Consider the following 21,365-nt stretch of genomic DNA (forward strand, 5'->3'; position numbering starts at 1 on the left):
CGATCTGGCAGGAGAGCCGGGAGGCGTCGCGCACCTCGAGGGCGAGGTCGATCATGTCCTCCTCCTCCTCGGAGCGTTCGCCCGAGGCGTCCAGCCAATCCTCGTCGACATAGACATGGCAGGTCGCGCAAGCGCAGGCGCCGCCGCATTCCGCCTTGATCGGCAGGCCCGCGTCGCGGATCACCTCCATCAGCGTCCAGCCGATCGTGCCTTCGATTTCGTGCGTCTTGCCGTCAAGGTCAGTGACGTGGACCTTCATCGGACCCCCAATTTCTTCTGCAGATCACTGGACGAGGTGGTGTACTGGAAGCGCAGCCGCTCGCCTGGGCGGCAGTAGCGGAACGCCGCCTGGGACATCAGCGCGCTTTCGTGGAAGCCGGAGAGGATGAGCTTCAGCTTGCCTGGATAGGCGTTGATGTCGCCGATGGCGAAGATCGTCGGCGTCGACGTCTCGAACTTCTCGGTGTCGACCGGGATCAGGTTCTCGTGGAAGTTCAGGCCGAATTCCGCGATCGGGCCGAGCTTCATCGTGAGGCCGAAGAACGGCAGCAGCGCGTCGGCCGCGATGTCGCTCTCGCCGTCGGTCTTCGACTTGACCCGGACGTGGGAGAGCTTGCCGTCGGCCCCCTGGAGGGAGGCGAGCTGGGCGATCTTGAAATCCATGGCCCCCTGGTCGACCAGGTCGTGCATGCGCTCGACGCTCGCCGGCGCCGCCCGGAAGCCGTCCCGGTGATGCACCAGCGTCACCCGTTCGGCGACGGGATGCAGGTTGAGCGCCCAGTCGAGGGCGGAGTCGCCGCCGCCGGCGATCACCACCCGCTTGCCGCGGAAGGCGTCGATCTTGCGGACGGCGTAGAAGACGGAGCCGTCCTCGTAGGTCTCGAGACCCTCCAGATGCGGCTTCTTCGGCACGAAGCTGCCGCCGCCGGCCGCGATCACCACGACCTTCGACTCGATCACCGTGCCCATGTCGGTGGTCAGCCGCCAGTGCCCGTCGTCGGTGCGCTCCAGCTTCTCCGCCATCTGCGCGTAGTGGAACACCGGGTCGAACGGCTTGATCTGCTCCATCAGCCGGTCGGTCAGCTCCTGGCCGGTGCACACCGGCACCGCCGGGATGTCGTAGATCGGCTTCTCCGGGTACAGCTCGGCGCACTGGCCGCCCGGCCGGTCCAGGATGTCGACCAGATGGCACTTCAGGTCGAGCAGGCCGAGCTCGAACACCGCGAACAGCCCGCAGGGGCCGGCGCCCACGATGGTCACGTCGGTACGGATCGGCTCGGCGGTCATCGGCTCTCCGGGGTTCGGGCGGCGCTGCGTCGCGGCGCTGCGTCGCCGCAAGCCCGTGTAGGTATGCGAACCGGGCGGCGGCTGCAAGCCCGCCGCCCGCTGTCACGCACGCCGTTCCGCCCGGCAGCCGTTATCCCGCCAGGGCCAGCGCGACGCCGGCTGCCGCCGATCCCGCCAGCACTGCCGGCATCGGCAGTTTCAGCCGCAGCAGTGCGATCGCCGCCAGGAGGCTGAGCCCGAGTGCCGCCGGATCGACGCTGGCCCAGGCCGGGACCAGCAGCCGGACCGGGCCGAACCGGGCCTCGTCGACGGTCGCGAAGAACACGTGCAGGGCGAACCACACCCCGAGGTTCAGCACCACCCCGACCACCGCCGCGGTGATCGCCGAGAGGGCCGCGTCCAGCGCCCGGTTGCCGCGCAGCCGCTCGATGAACGGCGCGCCCAGGAAGATCCACAGGAAGCACGGCACGAAGGTGACCCACAGGGTCAGCGCCGCCCCGGCGGTGCCGGCGACCCACGGCGACATCCCCTCGGCCTCGCGCCAGGCCGCCAGGAAGCCGACGAACTGGGTGACCAGGATCAGCGGCCCCGGTGTGGTCTCGGCGAGGCCGAGCCCGTCGAGCATCTCGCCCGGTGCCAGCCAGCCGAAGCCGTCGACCGCCTGCTGCGCGACATAGCTGAGCACGGCGTAGGCGCCGCCGAAGGTGACCACCGCCATCTTGCTGAAGAACAGGGCGATCTGCCCGAACACGTTGTCCGGCCCGACGAACGCCAGCAGCAGGGCGATCGGCGCGACCCACAGCACCAGGCAGACCGTCGCCGCGATGAAGGCCCCGCGGGCGCCGGACGGCGGCCGGCGGTCGACCGCCGAGGTCCCGGCCGGGCCGTGGCCGGCGGTACCGGCCAGCAGGCCCGGCCGCAGCTGGTGCAGCAACGTCCCGATGGCGGCCGCCGACAGCACGATCAGCGGGAACGGGGCGTTCAGGAAGAAGATCGCCACGAAGGCGGCGACCGCCACCGCCACGGCGGCCCGCGACTTCAGGGCCCGCCGGCCGATCCGCAGCACCGCCTCGACCACCACCACCAGGACCGCGGCCTTGATGCCGAAGAACGCCGCGCCGACCAGGGCGAGGTCGGCGTAGCCGGCATACAGGCCGGCGAGCGCCAGCATCACCAGCGCCCCCGGCAGGATGAACAGCAGGCCCGCTACCACACCGCCGCGGATGCCGTGCAGCAGCCAGCCGACATAGGTGGCGAGCTGCTGCGCCTCCGGGCCCGGCAGCAGCATGCAGTAGTTCAGGGCGTGCAGGAACCGGGCCTCGTCGACCCAGTGCTTCTCCTCGACCAGGACCTTGTGCATCAGGGCGATCTGGCCGGCCGGCCCGCCGAAGCTGAGCAGGCCGATCCGCAGCCAGGTCCGGGTCGCCTCGCCGAAGCCGACCGCCGGTATCGTGGCGGCCGGCGCGGCCGCGGTGTGCAGGACGGCGCTCATCGCGCCGCCCCCGCCACCTTGCCCGCCACCTTGGAAGCCGGCCAGTTGTGGGTTTCGGCGGCGGCGAACCGGGCCCAGGCGTACAGCGCGTCGTACAGGGCCATGCCGCGGCTCAGGGCGTCCTGGTCGTCGGTGGTCGAGGCCGAGATGCCGAGCGACAGGGCGAGCAGCCCGGCCGCTTCCGGCGCCAGGTCCGGACGGGCGGTGTCGGCGCCGCGCACGATGGTGGCGACCCGCTGCAGCGCCGGGTCGGTGACCCCGTAGGCGGCGAGCAGGGTGTCGAAGCTGCAGGTCTCGCCGACATGGGTCAGCTCGACCTCGGGGATGTCGAACGGCACCGCGCCCAGGTCGCCGGCGGCGTCGCGCACCCACTCGGATTCGACGTAGTGGATCTCGGCCCGCCGGTCGACGAAGCGGCGCACGAACCACGGGCAGGCGATGCGGTCGATCTTTGGCCGCTCGCGGGTCACCCAGCGGCTGGCCCGCGGCGAGGCCGGATCGCACCAGTCCGGACGCCGGGCGACCAGCGGCCCGCCGGCAGCCCGCCATGCGTCGATGCCGCCGGCCAGGTAGCGGGCGTCGACCCCGGCCAGGTGCAGGCGGCTGGCGGTCACCTGACCGACCTGGTGGCCGTGGGCGCAGTAGACCACCACCGGGACGCCGGCCGGCAGCTCGGACCGCCATGCGTCGACCGCCTGCAGGTCGCGCCAGACCGCCGTCGGCAGGACGCGGTCGTCGGCGTCGTAGACCGGCCGGCGGCGCACGTCGACGATCACCGGCGCGTCGGCGCCGCCGATCAGGCGCATAAGATCTTCGGGGGAAACAGACAGACTGGACGAGCCCATGGCTCAACCCTCCCTTCCGGAAGAATCGAGCGGTGCTTGGGCAAGCTGCCTTGGGTAAGCCGGGAGACCGCATCGCCCCGACGCGGCGATAGATAGAACGTCGTCGGTCAGCTAGCAAGCTCGATGCGACGGCCCGGCCCGAGACCTCATCCGGTTCGGTACACCGTCGCGATCAGGATCCGATGCACGGTGGTGCCGTCGTTGGACAGCGGCAGGTCCACGCTCTCGGACCGGACATGGTCCTTGTCGGCGTAGGTGGCGGCGCCCAGCACCCGCACCGGGCGCCGGTGCCGCAGCACCCATTGCGGGCCCCGGGCGAGCATGGCGAGGCCGCGGTCGTCGTAGATCTCGTCCCAGTATCGGCCGGTCATGTCGCGGCCCAGCGCGGCGGTCGTGTGGGTGCCGATCAGCCGCCACCGGTAGCGCAGGACCGGTTCGTGCTCGATGTCCATCAGCAGGAGGTGCGGCAGCAGCTGCCGCGGCAGGTCCAGGGCGTCGATGTCGGCCGGGGCCGGCATCGCACGGTCACCGCGCAGCCTGTTCCACTCGGCCAGCGCCAGCGCGGGTGCCGGGTTCTCGATCCGCAGTTCCGGGTCGAGATCGAATTCAACCGAGGCGAGGAAGGCGCGGGTCTGTTCGTTGTCCCGGCGCACGGTCATGTCGGCCGTGTCAGCATGGCGCCACGTCGTAGACCACGGCACCCAGCATCCGGTCGATCGTCCGGCCGTCGCTCGACAACGGCATGATAGCGCTCTCGGAGCGGACGAAGTGCTCGGAGGCGTCGGGGGCGGTGCCGAGGGTGCGGACCGGGAGGCGGTGCCGCAGGACCCACTCCAGGCCGACGGCGATCCGCTGGAACGTCCGCTCGTCGTAGATCTCGTCCCAATAGCGCCCGGTCATGTCCCGGCCCAGGATCCGCGTGGCATAGGTGCCGATGAGCCGCCACCGGAACCGCAGGGACGGCGCGTGCTCGACGTCGACCAGCAGCAGGTGCGGCAGCACGTCGCGCGGCAGGTCGACCGGGTCGATGTCGCCCGGCATCGGCATCGCGCCGTCGCCGCGCAGCCTGGTCCAGATCACGAGTATCTCGGCCAGGAGCGGGCTCTCGAATAGCAGGTCCGGGTCGACGAGCACCTGCGTCGACCCGGTCGGCTCGCGGGTTTGCTCGCTCTCCGGCAACTGCCACCCCCCGTGTCCCGCCGGCCGTCCGGACCATCCCGCGATTGAAACGCTCCCCTGGCGCCCCCCTTTGGCGCCCCCGCCCGCCGTGGCGATGGTGCACGAAGGGTCCCCGAAGGCGGCCTTGGCGTCAACTGAGGCAACCGCGGACGCAGGCCGTCCCGTCCGGGCTTACGGCCGTCCGGCCATGACGGCAGCGACCGCAACGCTGGCCAGCCGGGCGATCGCCTTGGCGCCGATCCCCGACGGGTCCTTGGCCGGCACGTATTCGACGAAGTCGACGCCGACGATCCGCGCCCTGGCGGCGACCCCGAGGATGACGTCCAGCACCTGCTGGTAGCCGAGCCCGCCGAAGGCCGGCAGGATCACCCCCGGCACCACCGCCGGGTCGATGCCGTCGACGTCGATCGCCAGGAACACGTCCGATCCCGCGGGGACCGCCTCCAGCGCCGGCCCGACGCCGCGAGCGTGAACGTCGCGGGCGGTGTGCAGCACCGCGCCCCACCGGCGGGCCGCCTCGACCTCCTCGGCCCGTGCGCTGCCGGGGCCGCGGGCGCCGATCTGGACGATCCGCCGGACATGCGCCATCTCCGACGCCCGGCGCATGGTCGACGAGAAGCCTTGGGTCACGCCGTCGACCTCGTCGCGCCAGTCGATATGGGCGTCGACCTGCACCACCGTCAGGCCGTCCCAGCCGTCATACGCCTCCAGCACCGGGATCGGCACGCTGTCGTCGCCACCCAGCACCAGCGGCACCGCGCCGGCCGCCAGCACTCCGGCGACCGCGGCGGCGATGCGGGCGCGGTTGCCGGCGCCGTCGAACAGGTCGCCCGGCACGTCGCCGAGGTCGACCATCCTGGCGCCGCCGAGCAGCGGCCCGCCGGCGTCGAAGTCCCAGCGTGTGGTGTCGGCGCCATACCAGCCGAGCGCCGAGCGGACCGCGCCCGGCGCCTCGGCCGCGTGGCTCGGCCGGCCGGGCATGTAGGGGGTGGCATGCGCCACCCCGATCACCGCCACGTCGGCGCCGGCGGCACCGGCGGCGAACGGCACGCCGAGGAAGGTCGGGTCGGGGCGCAGCATGGTCGGACTCCGGGCGGCGGCAGTTGGCAGCAGTCTAGCGCACGGCCGGCGACTCCGGTGCCGTCTTGCCGGCCAGCAGGTCGGCGATGTGCCCCTGCGGGTCGGCGGCGATCTTCGCGCAGGGGCCGGCGAGCGCCTCGTGCAGCCGCGGATAGCCGGTCAGGCTGCCGCCGATCGACTGCATCAGCCACTGCCGCTCGGCCTCGATGCGGGCCCGGGTCATCGTCTCGTCGCGCAGCCGCAGCATCTGCCCGACCAGCCCGTCGGCGGCCTGCCCGAGCTGGTCCAGCGCGGCCCGGTTGGCGACGGTCGGCGGGGTGCCCTCGGCGGCGATCAGGAAGAACGCCGTGCAGGTCGCCATCCGCTGATGCGCCAAGTCGACGATCGCACGGCGTGCCGGGTCGCCGGTCTCGTCGTACAGCGGGCCGGCGACCGCCGGGACCGCCAGGATCCAGGCTGCAAGGCCCCAGCCGGCGAACCTTCGGCGGGCGGCGCGGATCGGGGAACGCTGATCGGTCATCGCCTGCTCCTCCGGCGGGGTTTCCATATAGGAGGCCGTACCGGGCGGGAACAGTGCGCGCCAGTCCGGCGCCCGCTCAGTCGTCGTCGAAGTTCCCGCGGGCGGCGTCGCGATGGCAGGCCGTGCAGTTGGCCTTGGAGCCGACCTTCGGGTCCTCGAAGGCGCCGGGACGGACCTCGCCGCGGTGCTCGCGGATCCACCACGGCGTGTCGGTGATGCGCAGCACCGTCCCGTCGGCCGGCATCCCGCCGGCGACCCGGCTGCCCGGCCGGGCGGCGCCGGCGACCAGCCAGTCGGCGATCTCGCGCCGAGCCGCGTCGTCGAGGCTGGCGTCCTCGCCGAAATGGTCGGGCAGGCCGGCCATGATCCTCTGCCACGAGGCGGCCGGCAGCATGCCGGCCGGGAACGCCATGTGGCAGGCGCCGCACTCGGCCTTGACCTTGGGGTCGTCGACCGGGCGGAACCGGGCCTCGCTGTCGGCCGAGGCGGTCTCGACCGGCAGCAAGATCGCCATGGCGAGCGCCGCTGCCGCGCTTGCGCCGGCGAGGATGCCCAGGATGTCGGGGCGGCCGGGCCCGAATCTGGTGGGGCGGAACGGGCGGTGCATGTCGGTCTCCCTCTGTCTCTGTCGGTGGATCGGCGGCGTCACCGGCCCGCCAGCCAGGCGATCACGTCGGCCTTCTCGGCGGCGCTGCATTCGCGGCCGAGCACGCTGTTGCAGTTGCGGCGGAACCACTTCTCGACCTTGTCCGGGTCGGTGAAGCGCGCCGGGTTGGCGGACACCGCCATCGGCTCGATCGGCTTGCCGGCGCGGGTACGGCCGGCGCTGCGCGGGTCGGTGCCGTGGCAGGCGGTGCAGGACGGGGTGTCGGGCTTGCCGCCGGCGTGGGTCGCGGTGAAGAACGCCTCGCCGCGTGCCGCCGAGGCAGGGGCGCCGGCCGCGGCGGCGTAGCCGGCCAGCAGCGTGTCGCGGGGGCCTGCGGCGAGCGCTGTACCGGCGACGAGCGCGGCGGTGACGGCCAGAGGGGCGAGCAGGCGGGATCGGGTCATGGACGGGCCTCCGTTGGGGCGGGCGAGGGGATGCGGATGTTGCCGGGATAGAAGCGGCCGGCCCGCGCGTCGGTGTGGCAGGCCTCGCAGTTGCCCTTGGAGACCACGGCCGGGCCGGCGAACACGGTCCCGGGAATGTCCGCGTGGGTGCGCCGCCAGAACCGGGTCTCGGTGATGCTGAACGGCGCTGCCGGCTCGACCGCGCGGAGCCGGTTGGCGGCTTTGGTGTCGTAGGCCTCGGCGGCATTCGCCAGGACCCAGGCCCGCAGCCGGGCGGTGGTCGCGGGGTCGAGGCCGGCGTCCTCCCCGAAATGGTCGCCCAATCCGTCGAACAGGGCGCTCCACGACGCGCGCGGCAGCAGGCTCGGGTGATAGGCGACGTGGCAGGCCGCGCATTCCTCGGCGTAGGCCGGGTCGGGGGTGGCCGTCGGCACGCCGAGCGCCGGACGGCCCGTGAGGGCGCCGATCGCGGCTGCGGCGATCCCGAGGATGCCCAGCGTCAGGGCCGCGGCGGCGACCGGCCGGGCCGGGCGGACGGCCGGCACGTGGTCGCCGGGGCGGGCCGGCTTGCGGCCGGTCAGCATCGCCCGCCCCAGGTTCTCGCGGCTGCGCCGGCTCTCGAACACCACGCCGGCCACGTGCAGGGCGATCAGTGCCAGCAGGCCGTAGGCCAGCAGCTCGTGGACCGCCAGCGCCGCCCGGCCGTCGGCGAAGCCGGTCGCGAAGGCCAGCGGCCCGGCCTTCAGGACGCCGCCGAGGGCGACGAGGCCGGTCACGGCGAGACCGGCGGCGATCGCCAGCAGCGCCAGCACCATCGCGGCGCCGAGCGGATTGTGGCCGAGATGGCGCCCGGCGGTGCCGGCGCGCAGTTCGCGCAGATGCGTCAGCACCGCGCCCGGGCCCATGACGAAGCCGGTGAAGCGGGCGGAGCCGGGGCCGAGGAACCCCCAGACCACGCGCGCGGCGACCAGGCCGGCCATCGCGGCGCCGGCCCCGACGTGCACGTCGATCCAGGAGGCGTCGGCCAGCAGCCCGGTGACGGCCGCCACGGTCACCGCCGCGACCAGCGCCCAATGGGAGAGCCGGACGACCGGATCCCAGACGCGGACGGTCGGGCAGGCACCGCCGGCGTGGGCGGCGCTCGGCCGGTGTTCGTCGGGCTGGTCTGCCGTGGCTCGGAACATGGATGCCGCCGTCTCGATGACGGGGCATGGTGGTCGTGCGAAGCTGACCGCAACCTGAAGCGGGCGACCCCGACTCACTCCGGTTGACACGCAAACGCGCCTGCGTATAGTGCCGCCTCCGCAGCGCGCCGGTGGGCGGCGCGTGCGATCCTTATTTGCCAGGACCGAACCGATGTTCGCAGTCGTAAAAACCGGCGGCAAGCAATACAAGGTCGCCTCGGGCGACGTGATCAAGGTCGAGAAGCTCGAGGCCGAGGCCGGTGCCACTGTCGAGCTCGACCAGGTTCTGATGGTCGGCGGCGACGGCAACGTCACCGTCGGTGCCCCGATGGTCGCCGGCGCCAAGGTCGCTTTCGAGGTGCTCGAGCAGACCAAGGGCCCGAAGGTCATCATCTTCAAGAAGCGCCGCCGGAAGAACTCGCGGCGCACCCGTGGCCACCGCCAGCAGATCACCGTGCTGCGCGTGACCGGCATCACTGCGGGCGCCTGAGCGGCCGCGGACTGAGGAGAACGAGCGATGGCGCACAAAAAAGCCGGCGGTAGCTCCCGTAACGGGCGCGACTCCGAGGGCCGCCGCCTCGGCGTGAAGAAGTTCGGGGGCGAGTCCGTGATCCCCGGCAACATCATCATCCGCCAGCGCGGCACCAAGTATCATCCGGGCGTGAACGTCGGCATCGGCCGCGATCACACGATCTTCGCGGTTGCCGAAGGCCGGGTGGAGTTCAGGAAGACCCGCGACCGGACCTATGTCGGCGTGGTGGCCACGGCCGCCGAGGCGCCGGCCGAGTAAAGCCGTCCCCCCGATCGGGACGGCGGAGAAGGGAACGGGTTTCCGTTCCCTTTTTTCGTGCCCGTCGCATGCATGAGATGTGATGCTCGGGTGGGGCGGGAGGGACAGGAGGTCCCCCGATGAAGTTCCTCGATCAGGCCAAGGTCTATATCAAGAGCGGCGACGGTGGCGGCGGCTGCGTCAGTTTCCGGCGTGAGGCCTTCATCGAGTTCGGCGGGCCGGACGGCGGCGACGGCGGCCGCGGCGGCGACGTGATCGTCGAATGCGTCGACGCCCTCAACACCCTCATCGACTTCCGCTACCAGCAGCATTTCCGGGCCCAGAACGGCCGGCCCGGATCCGGCCGCAACATGACCGGCGCCGGCGGCCAGGACATCGTGCTGCGGGTCCCCGTCGGCACCCAGCTCTGGGACGAGGACTACGAGACCCTGCTGGCCGACATGACCGAGCCGGGCCAGCGCGTGGTGCTGGCCAAGGGTGGCGACGGCGGCCTCGGCAACGCCCACTACAAGTCCTCGACCAACCAGGCGCCGCGCAAGCACACGCCGGGCTGGCCGGGCCGCGAGATGTGGATCTGGCTGCGCCTGAAGCTGATCGCCGACGCCGGCCTGGTCGGGCTGCCGAACGCCGGCAAGTCGACCTTCCTGGCGGCCGTGACCGCCGCCAAGCCGAAGATCGCCGACTACCCGTTCACCACCCTGCATCCCGGCCTCGGCGTCGTGCGCATCGACGACGACGAGATGGTGCTGGCCGACATCCCCGGCCTGATCGAGGGCGCCCACGAGGGCGCCGGCCTGGGCGACCGATTCCTCGGCCATGTCGAGCGTTGCGCCGCCATCCTGCACCTGGTCGACGGCACCGGCGAGAATCCGATCGAGGCCTGGCGCACGGTGCGGACCGAACTCGAGGCCTATGACGAGCGCTTCGTCGACAAGCCCGAGATCCTGGCGATCAACAAGATCGACGCGATGCCGGAGGAGGACGTGCAGGCCCTCAAGGAGCTGTTCGTCGAGGAGACCGGGATCGAGCCGCTGGCGATCTCCGGGACCTCCGGCGCCGGCACCCGCGACGTGCTGCGCCGGATCATGGCGCTGGTGCACGCCCGCCGCCGGGTCGAGAAGGCGGAGGCCCAGGAAGAGGCCTCGGCGGTCGAGTCGGGTGTCGGGGAGAGCGCGGAATGGGCGCCCTGACCGAGCCCGCCGCCGGGACCCGTCCTGCCGCCGCCTCGCCGCTGTCGGCGGCCCGCCGGCTGGTGGTGAAGATCGGCTCGGCGCTGCTGGTCGACGAGCGCAGCGGCCGGGTCCGCCGGGCCTGGCTGGACGCCCTGATGGACGACGTCGCCGGCCTGCGGGCGCGCGGGGTCGAGGTGCTGATCGTGTCGTCCGGCGCGATCGCGCTGGGCCGCCGCCATCTCGGCATCGGCCACGCCCGCCCGAAGCTCGAGGAGAAGCAGGCGGCGGCGGCGACCGGCCAGATCATCCTGGCGCACGCCTACCAGGAATCGCTCGCCCGCCACGGCCTGACGGTGGCGCAGATCCTGCTGTCGCCCGACGACACCGAGCAGCGCCGCCGGCACCTGAATGCGCGCGCCACCATCAGCACCCTGCTGGCGTTCGGCGCGGTCCCGGTGATCAACGAGAACGACACCGTCGCCACCGCCGAGATCCGGTTCGGCGACAACGACCGGCTGGGTGCGAGGGTGGCGCAGATGACCAGCGCCGACACCCTGGTGCTGCTGTCCGACATCGACGGCCTGTACACCGCCGACCCCCGGCGCGACCCGCAGGCCCGGCACCTGGCCGTGGTCGAGGCGGTGACGCCGGAGGTCGAGGCGATGGCCGGGGCCGCCGGCACCGGCTACGCGTCGGGCGGCATGGTCACCAAGCTGGCAGCCGCCAAGATCGCCGCCACCGCCGGCTGCCGCATGGCGATCGCCAGCGGCCGCGAGAGCAATCCGATCGCCCGCCTGGAGGCCGGTGCGCGCTGCACCTGGTTCGCCGCCCAGGCCAGCCCGCTGACCGCCCGCAAGCGCTGGATCGCCGGCGGGCTGGCGCCGAAGGGCCGGCTGACCCTGGACGCCGGGGCGGCACGCGCGCTGCTGGCCGCCAAGTCGCTGCTGCCGGCCGGGGTGACCGGCGTCGACGGCGGCTTCGAGCGCGGCGACCTGGTCACTCTGAACGGGCCCGACGGCGCCGAGCTGGGGCGCGGGCTGGTGGCCTACGGCGCCGACGACGCGGCCCGGATCGCCGGCCGGAAATCCCGTGAAATCGAGGAAGTCCTCGGCTACCGTGGCCGCGACGAGATCGTCCACCGCGACGATCTGGTCCTGACCGGAGCGGCGGGAGACGAGGGATGAGCCTCGCCGGGAACATCGATCGCGGCACGGAGCGGTCGGCGGACGACGTCGCCGCCGTGATGCTCGACATCGGCCGGCGCGCGCGGGCCGCGTCCGCCGCCCTGGCGCTGGCGCCGACGGCCGCCAAGGACGCCGCCCTGCGGGCGGCGGCGGCGGCGATCCGCGCCGATTCCGGCCGCATCCTGGAAGCCAACGCCGAGGACGTGGCGGCCGCCCGCGCCAAGGGCCAGCGCGAGTCGCTGGTCGACCGGCTGGTGCTCGACCCGAAGCGCCTGGACGGGATCGCCGCCGGGCTGGAGGCGATCGCCGGGCTGCCGGACCCGGTCGGCACCGTGCTGGCCGAATGGAGCCGGCCGAACGGGTTGCGGATCGAGCGCCGCCGGGTGCCGCTCGGCGTCATCGGAATCATCTACGAGTCGCGCCCGAACGTGACGGTCGACGCCGGCGGCCTGTGCCTGAAGGCCGGCAATGCCGCGATCCTGCGCGGCGGCTCGGAGAGCTTCCATTCCTCGCGCGCCCTGGTCGAGGCCATGCACGAGGGCCTGCGCGCCGCCGGCCTGTCCGAGGACGCGATCCAGCTGGTGCCGACCCGCGACCGCGCCGCCGTCGGCGAGCTGCTGCGCATGGCCGAGTATGTCGACGTCATCGTGCCGCGCGGCGGCCGCTCGCTGATCGAGCGGGTCCAGAACGAGAGCCGGGTCCCGGTGTTCGCCCATCTCGACGGCATCTGCCACGTCTATGTCGACGGCGGCGCCGACCCGGACAAGGCGACGGCGATCGCGGTCAACGCCAAGATGCGCCGCACCAGCGTGTGCGGGGCGGCCGAGACCCTGCTGGTCGACCGCGCGGTGGCGCCGGCGCTGCTGCCGCGGATCGCGGCGGCGCTGGCCGACGCCGGCTGCGCGCTGCGCGGCGATGCTGCCGCCCGCGCCCTGGTGCCGGCGATGGAGCCCGCCACCGACGCCGACTGGGCGACCGAGTACCTGGACGCGGTGATCTCGGTGGCGGTGGTCGACGGCGTCGCCGGCGCGATCGGGCACATCAACCGCTGGGGCTCGCACCACACCGACGCGATCGTCACCGAGGACACCGCCGCGGCGGAGACGTTCCTGAACGAGGTCGACAGCGCCATCGTGCTGCATAACGCCTCGACCCAGTTCGCCGACGGCGGCGAGTTCGGGATGGGGGCGGAGATCGGCATCTCCACCGGCCGCATGCATGCCCGCGGCCCGGTCGGGGCCGAGCAGCTCACCAGCTTCAAATACGTGGTGCGCGGGGACGGCCAGACCCGGCCCTGACATGTGCCCCTGCGATGCGCCCCTGAGATCCGCCATTTGACCCTGTTCGCCCCTGTCCGCTCCTCCCGCAGCCCGGCGCTGCCGGCCGTCGGCGCGCCGCTGTTCGCGCGGGTGCGCCCGCACGCCCTGGGAATGCCGGCCAGCGACGCGCTGCCGACCGCGGGGAACGGCGTCGACCGCCGGCGGATCACCGTCGGGCTGATGGGCGGGTCGTTCAACCCGGCCCATGAGGGCCACCTGCACGTCGCCCGCATGGCGCTGCGCAGCCTCGGGGTCGACGAGGTCTGGTGGCTGGTCAGCCCGCAGAACCCGCTGAAGCCGACCGACGGCATGGCGCCGTTCGGCGAGCGCCTGGCATCGGCCCGGCGGATGGCCCGCCACCCGCGGGTCCGGGCCCGCGACGTGGAGCTGCGGCTGGGCACGCATTTCACGGCCGACACCCTGGCCGAGCTGCGCCGGCGCTGCCCGCGGATCCGGTTCGTGTGGATCATGGGGGCCGACAACCTGGCCGGATTCCACCGCTGGGAGCGGTGGTCACTGATCTTTCACGCCGCCGCCGTTGCGGTGTTCGACCGACCTTCCTATTCTTTAAGGGCTTTGGCGAGTCGGGCGGCGCACCGGTTCGCCCGGTTCCGGGTTCCGTCCAGGGCGGCCCGGACCCTGGCGCAAAGGCGCCTTCCGGCATGGGTGTTCCTGCACACCCGCCGGCATCCGGCCTCGGCGACCCGGATCAGGGAAGCCGCCCGGAACGGCATGTGAAGGACATTCCGTCGACGCGAAACCGCAGCCGCGGAGAGGCTGCGTCCGGCAACGTGAGAGCGAAGGAGCGCATCATAACTCACAACACCACTCCCCCGGCGGGAGACGGCCTTCTCGACCTGGTGACCAAGTCGCTGGACGACGACAAGGCCGAGGACATCGTCAGCATCGACCTGGCGAACAAGTCCTCCATCGGCGACCACATGGTGATCGCCACCGGACGATCGGCCCGGCAGGTCGCTGCCATGGCCGACCATCTCGTTTCCAAGCTGAAGGACAGGGGTCTCAAGAACGTATCCGTCGAGGGTGCGAGCCAGGGCGACTGGGTCCTGATCGACACCGGCGACGTGATCGTCCACCTGTTCCGTCCCGAGGTCCGGGACTTCTACGGCCTGGAGAAGATGTGGAGCGCCCAGCCGCCGCCGACCAGCACGGTGCAGCTCGGCGACGGGTCCCGGACCGAGCGCTCGCTCGCGCTCGTCTGATCCGGGCTTGAGGGTCACCCTGGTCGCTGTGGGCCGCGCGCGGCGCGGCCCGATACAGGAGCTGTGCCGCGATTACGCCGGCCGGCTGCCCTGGACCGTCGAGATCATCGAGGTGGAGGCGAAGAAGCGGCTGGGCGGCGACGCCCTGAAGGCGCACGAGGCCGAACTGCTGGCCGCCCGAATCCCCGACGGCGCGGTGCTGGTGGCCCTCGACGAGCGCGGCAGGGCGCTGTCCAGCAGCGACTTCGCGGCGGTGTTCCGGCGCTGGCAGGACGACGGCCGGCAGGCGGTGTGCTTCCTGATCGGCGGCGCCGACGGCCTCGACCCGGGCTTGCGCGACCGCGCCGACATGGTGTTGGCCTTCGGGCCGCAGACCTGGCCGCACATGATGGCCCGCGCGATGCTGCTGGAGCAGGTCTACCGGGCCGAGCGCATCCTGGCCGGGCATCCCTACCACCGGGAATGAAACCCCGCCTCGGAATGAAAATCGTGCCGGACCGGGCGTCGCGCTCGATCCGAAGTCCCGCTAAGCTCCCCCGTCCCGGCCGCCCGGCCGGGGATCGCACATCTCGAGGGAGGACACACGATGACCGGTAAGGTCGCCATCGTTACGGGAGCGGGCTCGGGCATCGGCCGGGCCTCCGCCATCGCCCTGCTGAAGGCCGGCTGGAAGGTCGGGCTGGTCGGCCGGCGTGCCGACGCGCTCGCCGAGACCATCGCCAAGGCCGGCGACGCCGACGCCAACGGGCTGGCCGTGCCGACCGACGTCAGCGACCCGGCCTCGGTCAAGGCGCTGTTCGACAAGGTCAAGGGCACCTTCGGGCGGATCGACATGGTGTTCAACAACGCCGGCATGAACGCCCCCGGCATCCCGCTCGAGGAACTGACGGTCGAGCAGTGGAAGGCCGTGGTCGACGTCAACCTGACCGGCTCGTTCCTGTGCCTGGCCGAGGCGTTCCGGGTGATGAAGGACCAGACCCCGCGCGGCGGCCGGATCATCAACAACGGCTCGATCTCGGCGCATGCCCCGCGCCCGAACTCGATCCCCTACACCGCCACCAAGCACGCGATCACCGGCCTCACCAAGTCGGGCTCGCTGGACGGCCGGAAATACGACATCGCGGTCTGCCAGATCGACATCGGCAACGCCGAGACCGAGATGGCGGCGCGCATGGCCAAGGGCGTGCCGCAGGCCAACGGCGAGATCGCGGTCGAGCCGCTGATGGACGTCCAGCACGTGGCCGACGCCATCGTCCACATGGCCAGCCTGCCGCTCAGCGCCAACATCCAGTTCCTGACGGTGATGGCCACCAAGATGCCGTTCGTCGGGCGGGGGTAGCCCTTCGTGGCCCGGCGCTATGCGCCGGGCACCTCAGGATGAGGTCATTCGGACGTTCGATGCCCGTTCTCCCCATCCTGAGGAGTCGGGCACAGCCCGGCCACGAAGGGCCCGCACGACCGCCAGGAACCGGTCGCGCGCAGGCGACTCGCGGCGCGGGTTCCAGGCCATCAGCAGGTCGACCGCCAGGCCGTCCTCTGACCCGGCGACGGTGACCGGCTTCAGCAGCACGCCCGGCGGCACCTGCTCCAGCCCGTTCTCCGGCACGAAGGCGACGCCGATGCCGCTCGCCACCAGGGCCTTCACGGTGTGCATCTGGCGGGCGCGCTGGACGATGCGCGGCGTGAAGCCGGCGCGCCGGCAGATGTCGAGCACGCCGTCGTGGAAGCCGACGCCCTTGTCGCGCGGGGTCGCCACCCAGTCGGCCTCGGCCATGTCCTCCAGCGCCACCGTGTCGGCGCCGGCCAGCGGGTGGTCGGCCGGCAGGGCGAGCCGCAGCTTCTGCCGCAGCACCCGCTCGAATGCCAGCTCCGGCGCCGCGGTGCCGGGCGGCCGCAGCAGGCCGACGTCGGCGGTGCCGTCGACCAGCCGGTCGACCTGGTCGGCGGTCGAGGCCTCGAACAGCCGCAGGTCGACCTCCGGGCAGGCGGACCGGTAGGCCCGCAGCACCGCCGGCAGCACCGCGCAGTTCGAGAGGAAGGTCAGGTCCAGCGTCCCGACCCGCCCCGACGCCGCCAGACGGGTGCGGGCGATGCTGGTCTCCAGGGTCGCCAGCACCCGCCGCGCCTCCTCCAGCAGCACCGCCCCGGCGGCGGTCAGGGCCACCTGCCGGCTGGAGCGGACCAGCAGCGGCGCGCCGACCTCTTCCTCCAGCCGCCGGATCGCCGTGCTGAGCGGCGGCTGCGCCATGTGCAGGCGCTCGGCGGCGCGGCGGAAGTGCAGTTCCTCGGCGACCGCCACGAACTGCCGGAGCTGGCGCAGGTCGATCATCGATAGGTTCCAGATATCAATTGATCGGACCGATAGTATTGGACCGCTTACGACGCACACACCAGTGTCCCGGCATCCACCGACACGGGAGACACCGATGATCCACCAGCTGCGGGTCTACGAGATCTTCGAGGACACCAAGTCCGCCTTCCACGCCCGGTTCCGCGACCACGCCGCCCGGCTGATGGCGGACCACGGCTTCGCCATCCGGGCGATGTGGGAGACCCGGACGGAAGTGCGCACCGAGTTCGTCTATGTCCTGGAGTGGCCCGACGAGGCGACGATGCAGGCGCGCTGGGCCGCCTTCATGGCCGACGAGGAGTGGACGCGCATCAAGCGGGAGACCGGCGCCACGGCCGACGGCCCGCTGGTCGGCGCCATCGAGGACCGGGTGCTGCGGCCGGTCGACTATTCGCCGGCGCTGTAGCGGCCCTCGACCGGCGGTGCGGGCACCACCGGGAATGTCGAGGAAAAGCAAGCGAATCCAGTAATTTAAAGTTTATCATCCTGAGGCGTCTCCGCGAAGCGGAGGCCTCGAAGGGCTACGCCAGCTTCCTGAGCAGCGCCAGGAAGGACTCGGCTTCCTCGTCGGTCAGGGGCTCGAGGGTCCGGGCCGTCACCCTGGCGCCGTCGGCGGTGTGCTTCGCGACCAGCTCGGCGCCCGCGGCCGACAGCTTGAGCCGGGTGCGGCGGCGGTCGTCGGGGTCGGGCTCGCGGTCGACCAGGCCGCGCTTCTCCAGGCGCTGCACCACGCCCTGCACGGTCGCCGGGTCCATGGCGGTCAGCCGGCCGAGATGGTTCTGGCTGGCCGCCCCCGCCTCGCCGAGCCGGGCCAGCGCGGCCCACTGGGTCGGGGTGAGCCCGGCGTCCTCGAAGGTCTCCAGGAAGATCTGCGTGGCCCGCTGGTGGGCCCGGCGCAGCAGGTGCCCGACCTGGTCCTCGAGGACGTAGCGCCGGGCCATGCCTGGAACGCCGCCGGCCTCAGCCCGCCGCCTTCGGCGGCAGGGCGAGCTTGACCGACAGCTCCCGGAGCTGCTCCGGGCGGACCTCGTTCGGGGCGTGCATCATCAGGTCCTCGGCGCGCTGGTTCAGCGGGAACATGATGACCTCGCGGATGTACTGCTCGCCGGCCAGCAGCATGACGATGCGGTCGATGCCCGGCGCCATGCCACCATGCGGCGGGGCGCCGAACTTGAAGGCGTTGATCATGCCGGCGAACTTGTCGTCCACCACCTCGGGGCCGTAGCCGGCGATCTCGAAGGCCTTGTACATGATCTCCGGGCGGTGGTTCCGGATCGCGCCCGAGGATAGCTCCACGCCGTTGCAGACGATGTCGTACTGGTAGGCCAGGATGTCGAGCGGATCCTTGGTCTCGAGCGCCTCCAGCCCGCCCTGCGGCATCGAGAACGGGTTGTGCGAGAAGTCGATCTTGCCGGTCTTCTCGTCGAACTCGTACATCGGGAAGTCGACGATCCAGCAGAGCTTGAAGACGCCCTTCTCGACGATGTCGAGGTCGGCGCCGAGCTTCAGGCGGGCCTGGCCGGCGAGCTTGGCGGCCTCCAGCTCCTTGCCGGCCGAGAAGAACACGGCGTCGCCGTCGCCCATGCCGGTGGCCTGCTTGATGGCGGCGATCGCCTCGGCCGGCAGCCGGCTGGCGATCGGGCCGCGGGCCTCGCCCTCGGCGAAGATCATGTAGCCGAGGCCGGGCGCACCCTGGCCCTGGGCCCAGGAATTCATGCGGTCGCAGATCGCCCGGCTGCCGCATTTCGGCCCGGGGATCGCCCGCACCACGCCGCCGCCGGCGACGATCTTCGCGAAGATCGCGAACTCGGAGCCGCGGAACAGCTCGGAGACGTCGGCGATCTCGATCGGGATGCGCAGGTCCGGCTTGTCGGAGCCGTATTTCAGCATCGACTCCCGATACGGGATGCGCGGGAACGGATCCGGCACCGTCCAGTCGGAGAACTCGCGGAACACGCCGGCCAGCACCGGCTCGGTGGCCGTGAACACGTCCTCCTGCTCGACGAAGCTCATCTCCAGGTCGAGCTGGTAGAACTCGCCCGGGCTGCGGTCGGCGCGGCTGTCCTCGTCGCGGAAGCAGGGCGCGATCTGGAAGTAGCGGTCGAAGCCGGCCACCATGATCAGCTGCTTGAACTGCTGCGGCGCCTGCGGCAGCGCGTAGAACTTGCCCGGATGCAGCCGCGACGGCACCAGGAAGTCGCGCGCACCCTCCGGCGAGGAGGCCGTCAGGATCGGCGTCTGGAACTCGGTGAAGCCCTGCTCGACCATGCGGCGGCGGATCGAGGTGATCACCTGGCTGCGCAGCATGATGTTCTTGTGGACGCGCTCGCGGCGCAGGTCGAGATAGCGGTAGCGCAGGCGCACTTCCTCGCCGGCGTCCTCGTCGGAGTTGACCTGCAGCGGCACCTGGTCGGCGGCCGACAGCACCTCGAAGCTGTCGATCCGGACCTCGACGCTGCCGGTCGGCAGCCGCGGGTTGACGGTCTCCTCCGAGCGCTTGACCACCCGGCCGGTGATGCACACCACCGACTCCAGGCGGACCTTCTCGACCTCCTGGAAGGCCGGGTCCTCGACGTCGGTGACGCACTGGGTGATGCCGTAGTGGTCGCGCAGGTCGATGAACACCAGCTGGCCGTGGTCGCGGCGGCGGTGGATCCAGCCGGAGATCCGGACGGTCTCGCCGACATCGGACTCGCGGAGGGCGGAGCAGGTGTGGGTGCGGTAGCGGTGCATGTCTCGGTCGCTCGGTCGAGGCGGGCGGTCGCGGTTGGCGCCCGGCGGCCGCCGGGCGGGCGATGCTGGGCGCGGCGAAGCCACGGGGCGCAGCCAAGTGACACGCGGGCAGGCGCGCGTCAAGGGAAGAGGGCGGCGGCGGCAGGTCTCAGGGTCGGGCGGGCGCCCTCTGCGTGATCGACCGGGACAGGCCTCGGCAGCCTGGCCAGGTCCGGTCGGGCAGGCTGCCGGCGACCGCGCGCATCAGCCGCCGATCCGGATGGTCAGCCGGCGCTCCCGCGGCGTGCGGCCGGGGCGCTCCAGCACGACGCGGCCGGTGTAGGTGCCGGCCTTCCAGCCGCCGGCCGGGCGCTTCTTGCCGCTGTACTGGAACCACATGATCCGGACCTTGTCGGCGGTCCAGCGGTTATCGAAAAGCTCGGCGCCGTCGGGGCCGGCGATGGTGGTCGTCAGCACGTCGCCGGGTTCCAGCCCGGCGATCCGGCTCCAGATCACCAGGGCCCCGGCGTCGGCGGCAGCGGCGTCGACCGCCGCCCTGCCGGCCTCGGCGTCGGCCTTCTCCACCGGGCCGGTCGAGAAGCCGGCGTCGATCAGGATCGGCGCCGGGTCGACCAGCGCCCGCCGGGCCTCGGCGTTCCACAGCGGCACCGTCCCGCGCCCGCATTCCGGCCCGCCGTCCAGCCCGCGGAACGGATCCACGATCTTGCCGTCCTTCTCGACCTGGACATGGACATGCGGGAACTCGGTCATGCCGGACAGGCCGACCGCCCCGAGCCGCTGGCCGGCCGCCACGGCCTGGCCGGTCTGCACGGCGATGCTGCCGCGCTTCAGGTGGCAGTACTGGGTGGCCCAGCCGCCGTCATGCTGGAGGCGCACGCCGTTGCCGCACTCCCGGTCCTTGACGGCCTCGCGGCCGCCGACCGCGATGCTGACGTCCTCGACCCCGTCGCGGGTGCCGACGACCTTGCCGGGCGCGGCGGCCAGGACCGCCACGTCGTCGGCGAGCCGGGCCAGGTTGCGCAGCGCGATGTCGGTGCCCTTGTGGCCGTCGTAGCTCATCGCGCCGCAGCGGTAGTCGCGCCGCCCGGGCCCGGGATCGAGGTCGACGTGGTTGATCACCCAGCAGTCGGCACCCGGCGTGCAGGCGACCGGCAGGGCGAGCGGCAGCGGCGGCGGCCGCACCGCCAGGGCGGCCAGCGGATCGGCACTGGGCGGCGGCGGGGCCGAAGAAGCCGGGACCGAAGTGGTCGGGGCCGAAGGAGCCGGGGCCGAAGCAGAAGCGGCGGGCGCGGCCGGTGCAGGGGCTGCGGGAGCCGGGGTTGCGGGAGCCGGGGCTGCGGGAGCCGGGGCTGCGGGGGAAGGAGCGGCCGGCGACGCGTCGGCGGCCTTCGGCTCCGGCTTCGGTTGCGCCTCGGCTTCGACCGGGGCTTCCTCGAAGTGCGGACCCTTGCCGTTGAAGGCCATCCAGAACGCCCCGGCGAAGGAGGCGATGGCCAGAAGGATCAGGGCGGCGATCACAACCCGCATGCGTATCCTCACACGTCGCGTCGGACGCTCCCCGGTCCGCGGACATGGAGAGCGCCGGGAAGCGGTTCAAGGGCCTGCCGCACCCGCGTCGCCGGCTACGGTCGGCCGGTCACCCGACCCTGCTCGCTCCGGTCGCGGACCCCCGGCCTCGCGCTACCGGACCAGGCGCCGCAGGTACTCGCCGTAGCCCGACTTCGCGAGCGGCGCGGCGAGGCGCAGCACCTGCTCGGCGTCGATATAGCCCATGTAGTAGGCGATTTCCTCGACGCAGGCGATCTTCAGGCCCTGGCGGGCCTCGACGGTGCGCACGAACTCCGAGGCCTGCAGCAGCGAGTCGTGGGTGCCGGTGTCCAGCCAGGCATAGCCGCGGCCGAGCCTCTCGACCGCCAGGTCGCCGCGCTCCAGGTAGACCCGGTTGACGTCGGTGATC

At 72.3% G+C, this 21,365-nt stretch carries 26 protein-coding genes; 10 read left to right on the forward strand and 16 right to left on the reverse strand.

Going from position 1 to position 21,365, the window contains the following annotated elements; all coding sequences use genetic code 11:
- From RIC31_RS27445 to RIC31_RS27495, 11 genes are all read right to left on the reverse strand, one after another.
- The coding region (locus RIC31_RS27445) for a 2Fe-2S iron-sulfur cluster-binding protein (protein WP_350116130.1) at nt 1-259 on the reverse strand (259 nt) is incomplete at its 3' end.
- On the reverse strand, nt 256-1,287 hold the full coding sequence (locus RIC31_RS27450; protein ID WP_350116132.1) for an NAD(P)/FAD-dependent oxidoreductase: 1,032 nt from the start codon (nt 1,285-1,287) through the stop codon (nt 256-258). The genes RIC31_RS27450 and RIC31_RS27445, both read right to left, overlap by 4 nt.
- A 130-nt stretch (nt 1,288-1,417) precedes the next feature.
- On the reverse strand, nt 1,418-2,779 hold the full coding sequence (chrA, locus tag RIC31_RS27455) for a chromate efflux transporter (protein ID WP_350116135.1): 1,362 nt from the start codon (nt 2,777-2,779) through the stop codon (nt 1,418-1,420).
- The gene (locus tag RIC31_RS27460; protein WP_350116138.1) at nt 2,776-3,624 is read right to left on the reverse strand and encodes a chromate resistance protein ChrB domain-containing protein; all 849 of its coding nucleotides are present in this window, start codon (nt 3,622-3,624) and stop codon (nt 2,776-2,778) included. The genes chrA and RIC31_RS27460 overlap by 4 nt, the downstream gene beginning before the upstream one ends.
- A gap of 146 nt (nt 3,625-3,770) precedes the next feature.
- Nucleotides 3,771-4,283, reverse strand: coding sequence for a PAS domain-containing protein (locus RIC31_RS27465; protein WP_350116141.1), 513 nt, complete (start codon nt 4,281-4,283; stop codon nt 3,771-3,773).
- 10 nt (nt 4,284-4,293) lie between these two features.
- Nucleotides 4,294-4,803, reverse strand: a complete 510-nt coding sequence (locus RIC31_RS27470) for a PAS domain-containing protein (protein ID WP_350116144.1) — start codon at nt 4,801-4,803, stop codon at nt 4,294-4,296.
- Between the two features lie 171 nt (nt 4,804-4,974).
- The gene (locus RIC31_RS27475; RefSeq protein ID WP_350116147.1) at nt 4,975-5,883 is read right to left on the reverse strand and encodes an arginase family protein; all 909 of its coding nucleotides are present in this window, start codon (nt 5,881-5,883) and stop codon (nt 4,975-4,977) included.
- Nucleotides 5,884-5,917: 34 nt separating this feature from the next.
- Nucleotides 5,918-6,403, reverse strand: a complete 486-nt coding sequence (locus tag RIC31_RS27480; protein WP_350116150.1) for a hypothetical protein — start codon at nt 6,401-6,403, stop codon at nt 5,918-5,920.
- 76 nt (nt 6,404-6,479) lie between these two features.
- Nucleotides 6,480-7,010, reverse strand: coding sequence for a diheme cytochrome c (locus RIC31_RS27485; RefSeq protein WP_350116153.1), 531 nt, complete (start codon nt 7,008-7,010; stop codon nt 6,480-6,482).
- A 38-nt stretch (nt 7,011-7,048) separates the two neighbouring features.
- A complete protein-coding gene (locus tag RIC31_RS27490) occupies nt 7,049-7,453 on the reverse strand; it encodes a DUF1924 domain-containing protein (protein WP_350116156.1) in 405 nt (134 codons plus the stop codon).
- Entirely contained in the window at nt 7,450-8,637 is a 1,188-nt protein-coding gene (locus RIC31_RS27495; protein WP_350116159.1) for a cytochrome b/b6 domain-containing protein, read from the reverse strand. The genes RIC31_RS27490 and RIC31_RS27495 overlap by 4 nt, the downstream gene beginning before the upstream one ends.
- A gap of 172 nt (nt 8,638-8,809) precedes the next feature.
- On the opposite strand from RIC31_RS27495, the gene rplU reads away from it, so the two are divergent.
- The 9 genes from rplU (at nt 8,810) to RIC31_RS27540 (ending at nt 15,664) form a co-directional block, all read left to right on the forward strand.
- Nucleotides 8,810-9,127, forward strand: a complete 318-nt coding sequence (gene rplU / locus RIC31_RS27500) for a 50S ribosomal protein L21 (RefSeq protein WP_350116162.1) — start codon at nt 8,810-8,812, stop codon at nt 9,125-9,127.
- A 27-nt stretch (nt 9,128-9,154) separates the two neighbouring features.
- Nucleotides 9,155-9,427 carry a 50S ribosomal protein L27 gene (gene rpmA / locus RIC31_RS27505; RefSeq protein WP_350116165.1) on the forward strand — a complete coding sequence of 91 codons (273 nt, stop codon included), beginning with the start codon at nt 9,155-9,157 and terminating at the stop codon, nt 9,425-9,427.
- A 119-nt stretch (nt 9,428-9,546) separates the two neighbouring features.
- Nucleotides 9,547-10,617 carry a GTPase ObgE gene (gene obgE / locus RIC31_RS27510; RefSeq protein ID WP_350116168.1) on the forward strand — a complete coding sequence of 357 codons (1,071 nt, stop codon included), beginning with the start codon at nt 9,547-9,549 and terminating at the stop codon, nt 10,615-10,617.
- Complete coding sequence (gene proB / locus RIC31_RS27515) at nt 10,605-11,783, forward strand: glutamate 5-kinase (protein WP_350116171.1); 1,179 nt, start codon at nt 10,605-10,607, stop codon at nt 11,781-11,783. Before obgE ends, proB begins: the two co-directional genes overlap by 13 nt.
- A 14-nt stretch (nt 11,784-11,797) precedes the next feature.
- Nucleotides 11,798-13,081: a glutamate-5-semialdehyde dehydrogenase gene (locus RIC31_RS27520; protein WP_502990156.1), complete on the forward strand. Its 1,284-nt coding sequence runs from the start codon at nt 11,798-11,800 to the stop codon at nt 13,079-13,081.
- A gap of 36 nt (nt 13,082-13,117) precedes the next feature.
- The gene (locus tag RIC31_RS27525; RefSeq protein WP_502990155.1) at nt 13,118-13,840 is read left to right on the forward strand and encodes a nicotinate-nucleotide adenylyltransferase; all 723 of its coding nucleotides are present in this window, start codon (nt 13,118-13,120) and stop codon (nt 13,838-13,840) included.
- Nucleotides 13,841-13,893: 53 nt separating this feature from the next.
- Complete coding sequence (rsfS, locus tag RIC31_RS27530) at nt 13,894-14,325, forward strand: ribosome silencing factor (protein WP_350116177.1); 432 nt, start codon at nt 13,894-13,896, stop codon at nt 14,323-14,325.
- Nucleotides 14,326-14,332: 7 nt separating this feature from the next.
- On the forward strand, nt 14,333-14,791 hold the full coding sequence (rlmH, locus tag RIC31_RS27535) for a 23S rRNA (pseudouridine(1915)-N(3))-methyltransferase RlmH (RefSeq protein WP_350116180.1): 459 nt from the start codon (nt 14,333-14,335) through the stop codon (nt 14,789-14,791).
- A 120-nt stretch (nt 14,792-14,911) separates the two neighbouring features.
- The gene (locus tag RIC31_RS27540; protein WP_350116183.1) at nt 14,912-15,664 is read left to right on the forward strand and encodes an SDR family oxidoreductase; all 753 of its coding nucleotides are present in this window, start codon (nt 14,912-14,914) and stop codon (nt 15,662-15,664) included.
- Nucleotides 15,665-15,697: 33 nt separating this feature from the next.
- Here RIC31_RS27540 and RIC31_RS27545 read toward each other — a convergent pair whose 3' ends face one another.
- Entirely contained in the window at nt 15,698-16,654 is a 957-nt protein-coding gene (locus tag RIC31_RS27545; protein WP_350116186.1) for a LysR substrate-binding domain-containing protein, read from the reverse strand.
- A gap of 97 nt (nt 16,655-16,751) precedes the next feature.
- On the opposite strand from RIC31_RS27545, the gene RIC31_RS27550 reads away from it, so the two are divergent.
- Nucleotides 16,752-17,081 (forward strand): NIPSNAP family protein, encoded by a 330-nt coding sequence (locus RIC31_RS27550; RefSeq protein WP_350116189.1) that lies wholly within the window; start codon nt 16,752-16,754, stop codon nt 17,079-17,081.
- Nucleotides 17,082-17,196: 115 nt separating this feature from the next.
- Here RIC31_RS27550 and RIC31_RS27555 read toward each other — a convergent pair whose 3' ends face one another.
- The 4 genes from RIC31_RS27555 to RIC31_RS27570 form a co-directional block, all read right to left on the reverse strand.
- The gene (locus tag RIC31_RS27555; protein ID WP_350116192.1) at nt 17,197-17,616 is read right to left on the reverse strand and encodes a MarR family winged helix-turn-helix transcriptional regulator; all 420 of its coding nucleotides are present in this window, start codon (nt 17,614-17,616) and stop codon (nt 17,197-17,199) included.
- Nucleotides 17,617-17,635: 19 nt separating this feature from the next.
- On the reverse strand, nt 17,636-19,408 hold the full coding sequence (gene aspS / locus RIC31_RS27560; RefSeq protein WP_350116195.1) for an aspartate--tRNA ligase: 1,773 nt from the start codon (nt 19,406-19,408) through the stop codon (nt 17,636-17,638).
- A gap of 243 nt (nt 19,409-19,651) precedes the next feature.
- Nucleotides 19,652-20,935: a M23 family metallopeptidase gene (locus tag RIC31_RS27565; protein ID WP_350116198.1), complete on the reverse strand. Its 1,284-nt coding sequence runs from the start codon at nt 20,933-20,935 to the stop codon at nt 19,652-19,654.
- A gap of 153 nt (nt 20,936-21,088) precedes the next feature.
- A partial coding sequence (locus RIC31_RS27570; RefSeq protein WP_350116201.1) for a sugar phosphate nucleotidyltransferase occupies nt 21,089-21,365 on the reverse strand: 277 nt, incomplete at its 5' end.

The sequence above is a fragment of the Thalassobaculum sp. genome, from assembly GCF_040219615.1.
In the GTDB taxonomy this organism is placed as follows: domain Bacteria; phylum Pseudomonadota; class Alphaproteobacteria; order Thalassobaculales; family Thalassobaculaceae; genus Thalassobaculum_A.

Bases quoted from the DNA above. Each gene is read 5' to 3' on its own strand.
- RIC31_RS27450 (WP_350116132.1), bottom strand. From the start codon at position 1,287: ATGACCGCCGAGCCGATCCGTACCGACGTGACCATCGTGGGCGCCGGC.
- chrA (WP_350116135.1), bottom strand. From the start codon at position 2,779: ATGAGCGCCGTCCTGCACACCGCGGCCGCGCCGGCCGCCACGATACCG.
- RIC31_RS27460 (WP_350116138.1), bottom strand. From the start codon at position 3,624: ATGGGCTCGTCCAGTCTGTCTGTTTCCCCCGAAGATCTTATGCGCCTG.
- RIC31_RS27465 (WP_350116141.1), bottom strand. From the start codon at position 4,283: ATGACCGTGCGCCGGGACAACGAACAGACCCGCGCCTTCCTCGCCTCG.
- RIC31_RS27475 (WP_350116147.1), bottom strand. From the start codon at position 5,883: ATGCTGCGCCCCGACCCGACCTTCCTCGGCGTGCCGTTCGCCGCCGGT.
- RIC31_RS27480 (WP_350116150.1), bottom strand. From the start codon at position 6,403: ATGACCGATCAGCGTTCCCCGATCCGCGCCGCCCGCCGAAGGTTCGCC.
- RIC31_RS27485 (WP_350116153.1), bottom strand. From the start codon at position 7,010: ATGCACCGCCCGTTCCGCCCCACCAGATTCGGGCCCGGCCGCCCCGAC.
- RIC31_RS27490 (WP_350116156.1), bottom strand. From the start codon at position 7,453: ATGACCCGATCCCGCCTGCTCGCCCCTCTGGCCGTCACCGCCGCGCTC.
- RIC31_RS27495 (WP_350116159.1), bottom strand. From the start codon at position 8,637: ATGTTCCGAGCCACGGCAGACCAGCCCGACGAACACCGGCCGAGCGCC.
- rplU (WP_350116162.1), top strand. From the start codon at position 8,810: ATGTTCGCAGTCGTAAAAACCGGCGGCAAGCAATACAAGGTCGCCTCG.
- rpmA (WP_350116165.1), top strand. From the start codon at position 9,155: ATGGCGCACAAAAAAGCCGGCGGTAGCTCCCGTAACGGGCGCGACTCC.
- obgE (WP_350116168.1), top strand. From the start codon at position 9,547: ATGAAGTTCCTCGATCAGGCCAAGGTCTATATCAAGAGCGGCGACGGT.
- proB (WP_350116171.1), top strand. From the start codon at position 10,605: ATGGGCGCCCTGACCGAGCCCGCCGCCGGGACCCGTCCTGCCGCCGCC.
- RIC31_RS27540 (WP_350116183.1), top strand. From the start codon at position 14,912: ATGACCGGTAAGGTCGCCATCGTTACGGGAGCGGGCTCGGGCATCGGC.
- RIC31_RS27545 (WP_350116186.1), bottom strand. From the start codon at position 16,654: ATGATCGACCTGCGCCAGCTCCGGCAGTTCGTGGCGGTCGCCGAGGAA.
- RIC31_RS27550 (WP_350116189.1), top strand. From the start codon at position 16,752: ATGATCCACCAGCTGCGGGTCTACGAGATCTTCGAGGACACCAAGTCC.
- RIC31_RS27555 (WP_350116192.1), bottom strand. From the start codon at position 17,616: ATGGCCCGGCGCTACGTCCTCGAGGACCAGGTCGGGCACCTGCTGCGC.
- aspS (WP_350116195.1), bottom strand. From the start codon at position 19,408: ATGCACCGCTACCGCACCCACACCTGCTCCGCCCTCCGCGAGTCCGAT.
- RIC31_RS27565 (WP_350116198.1), bottom strand. From the start codon at position 20,935: ATGCGGGTTGTGATCGCCGCCCTGATCCTTCTGGCCATCGCCTCCTTC.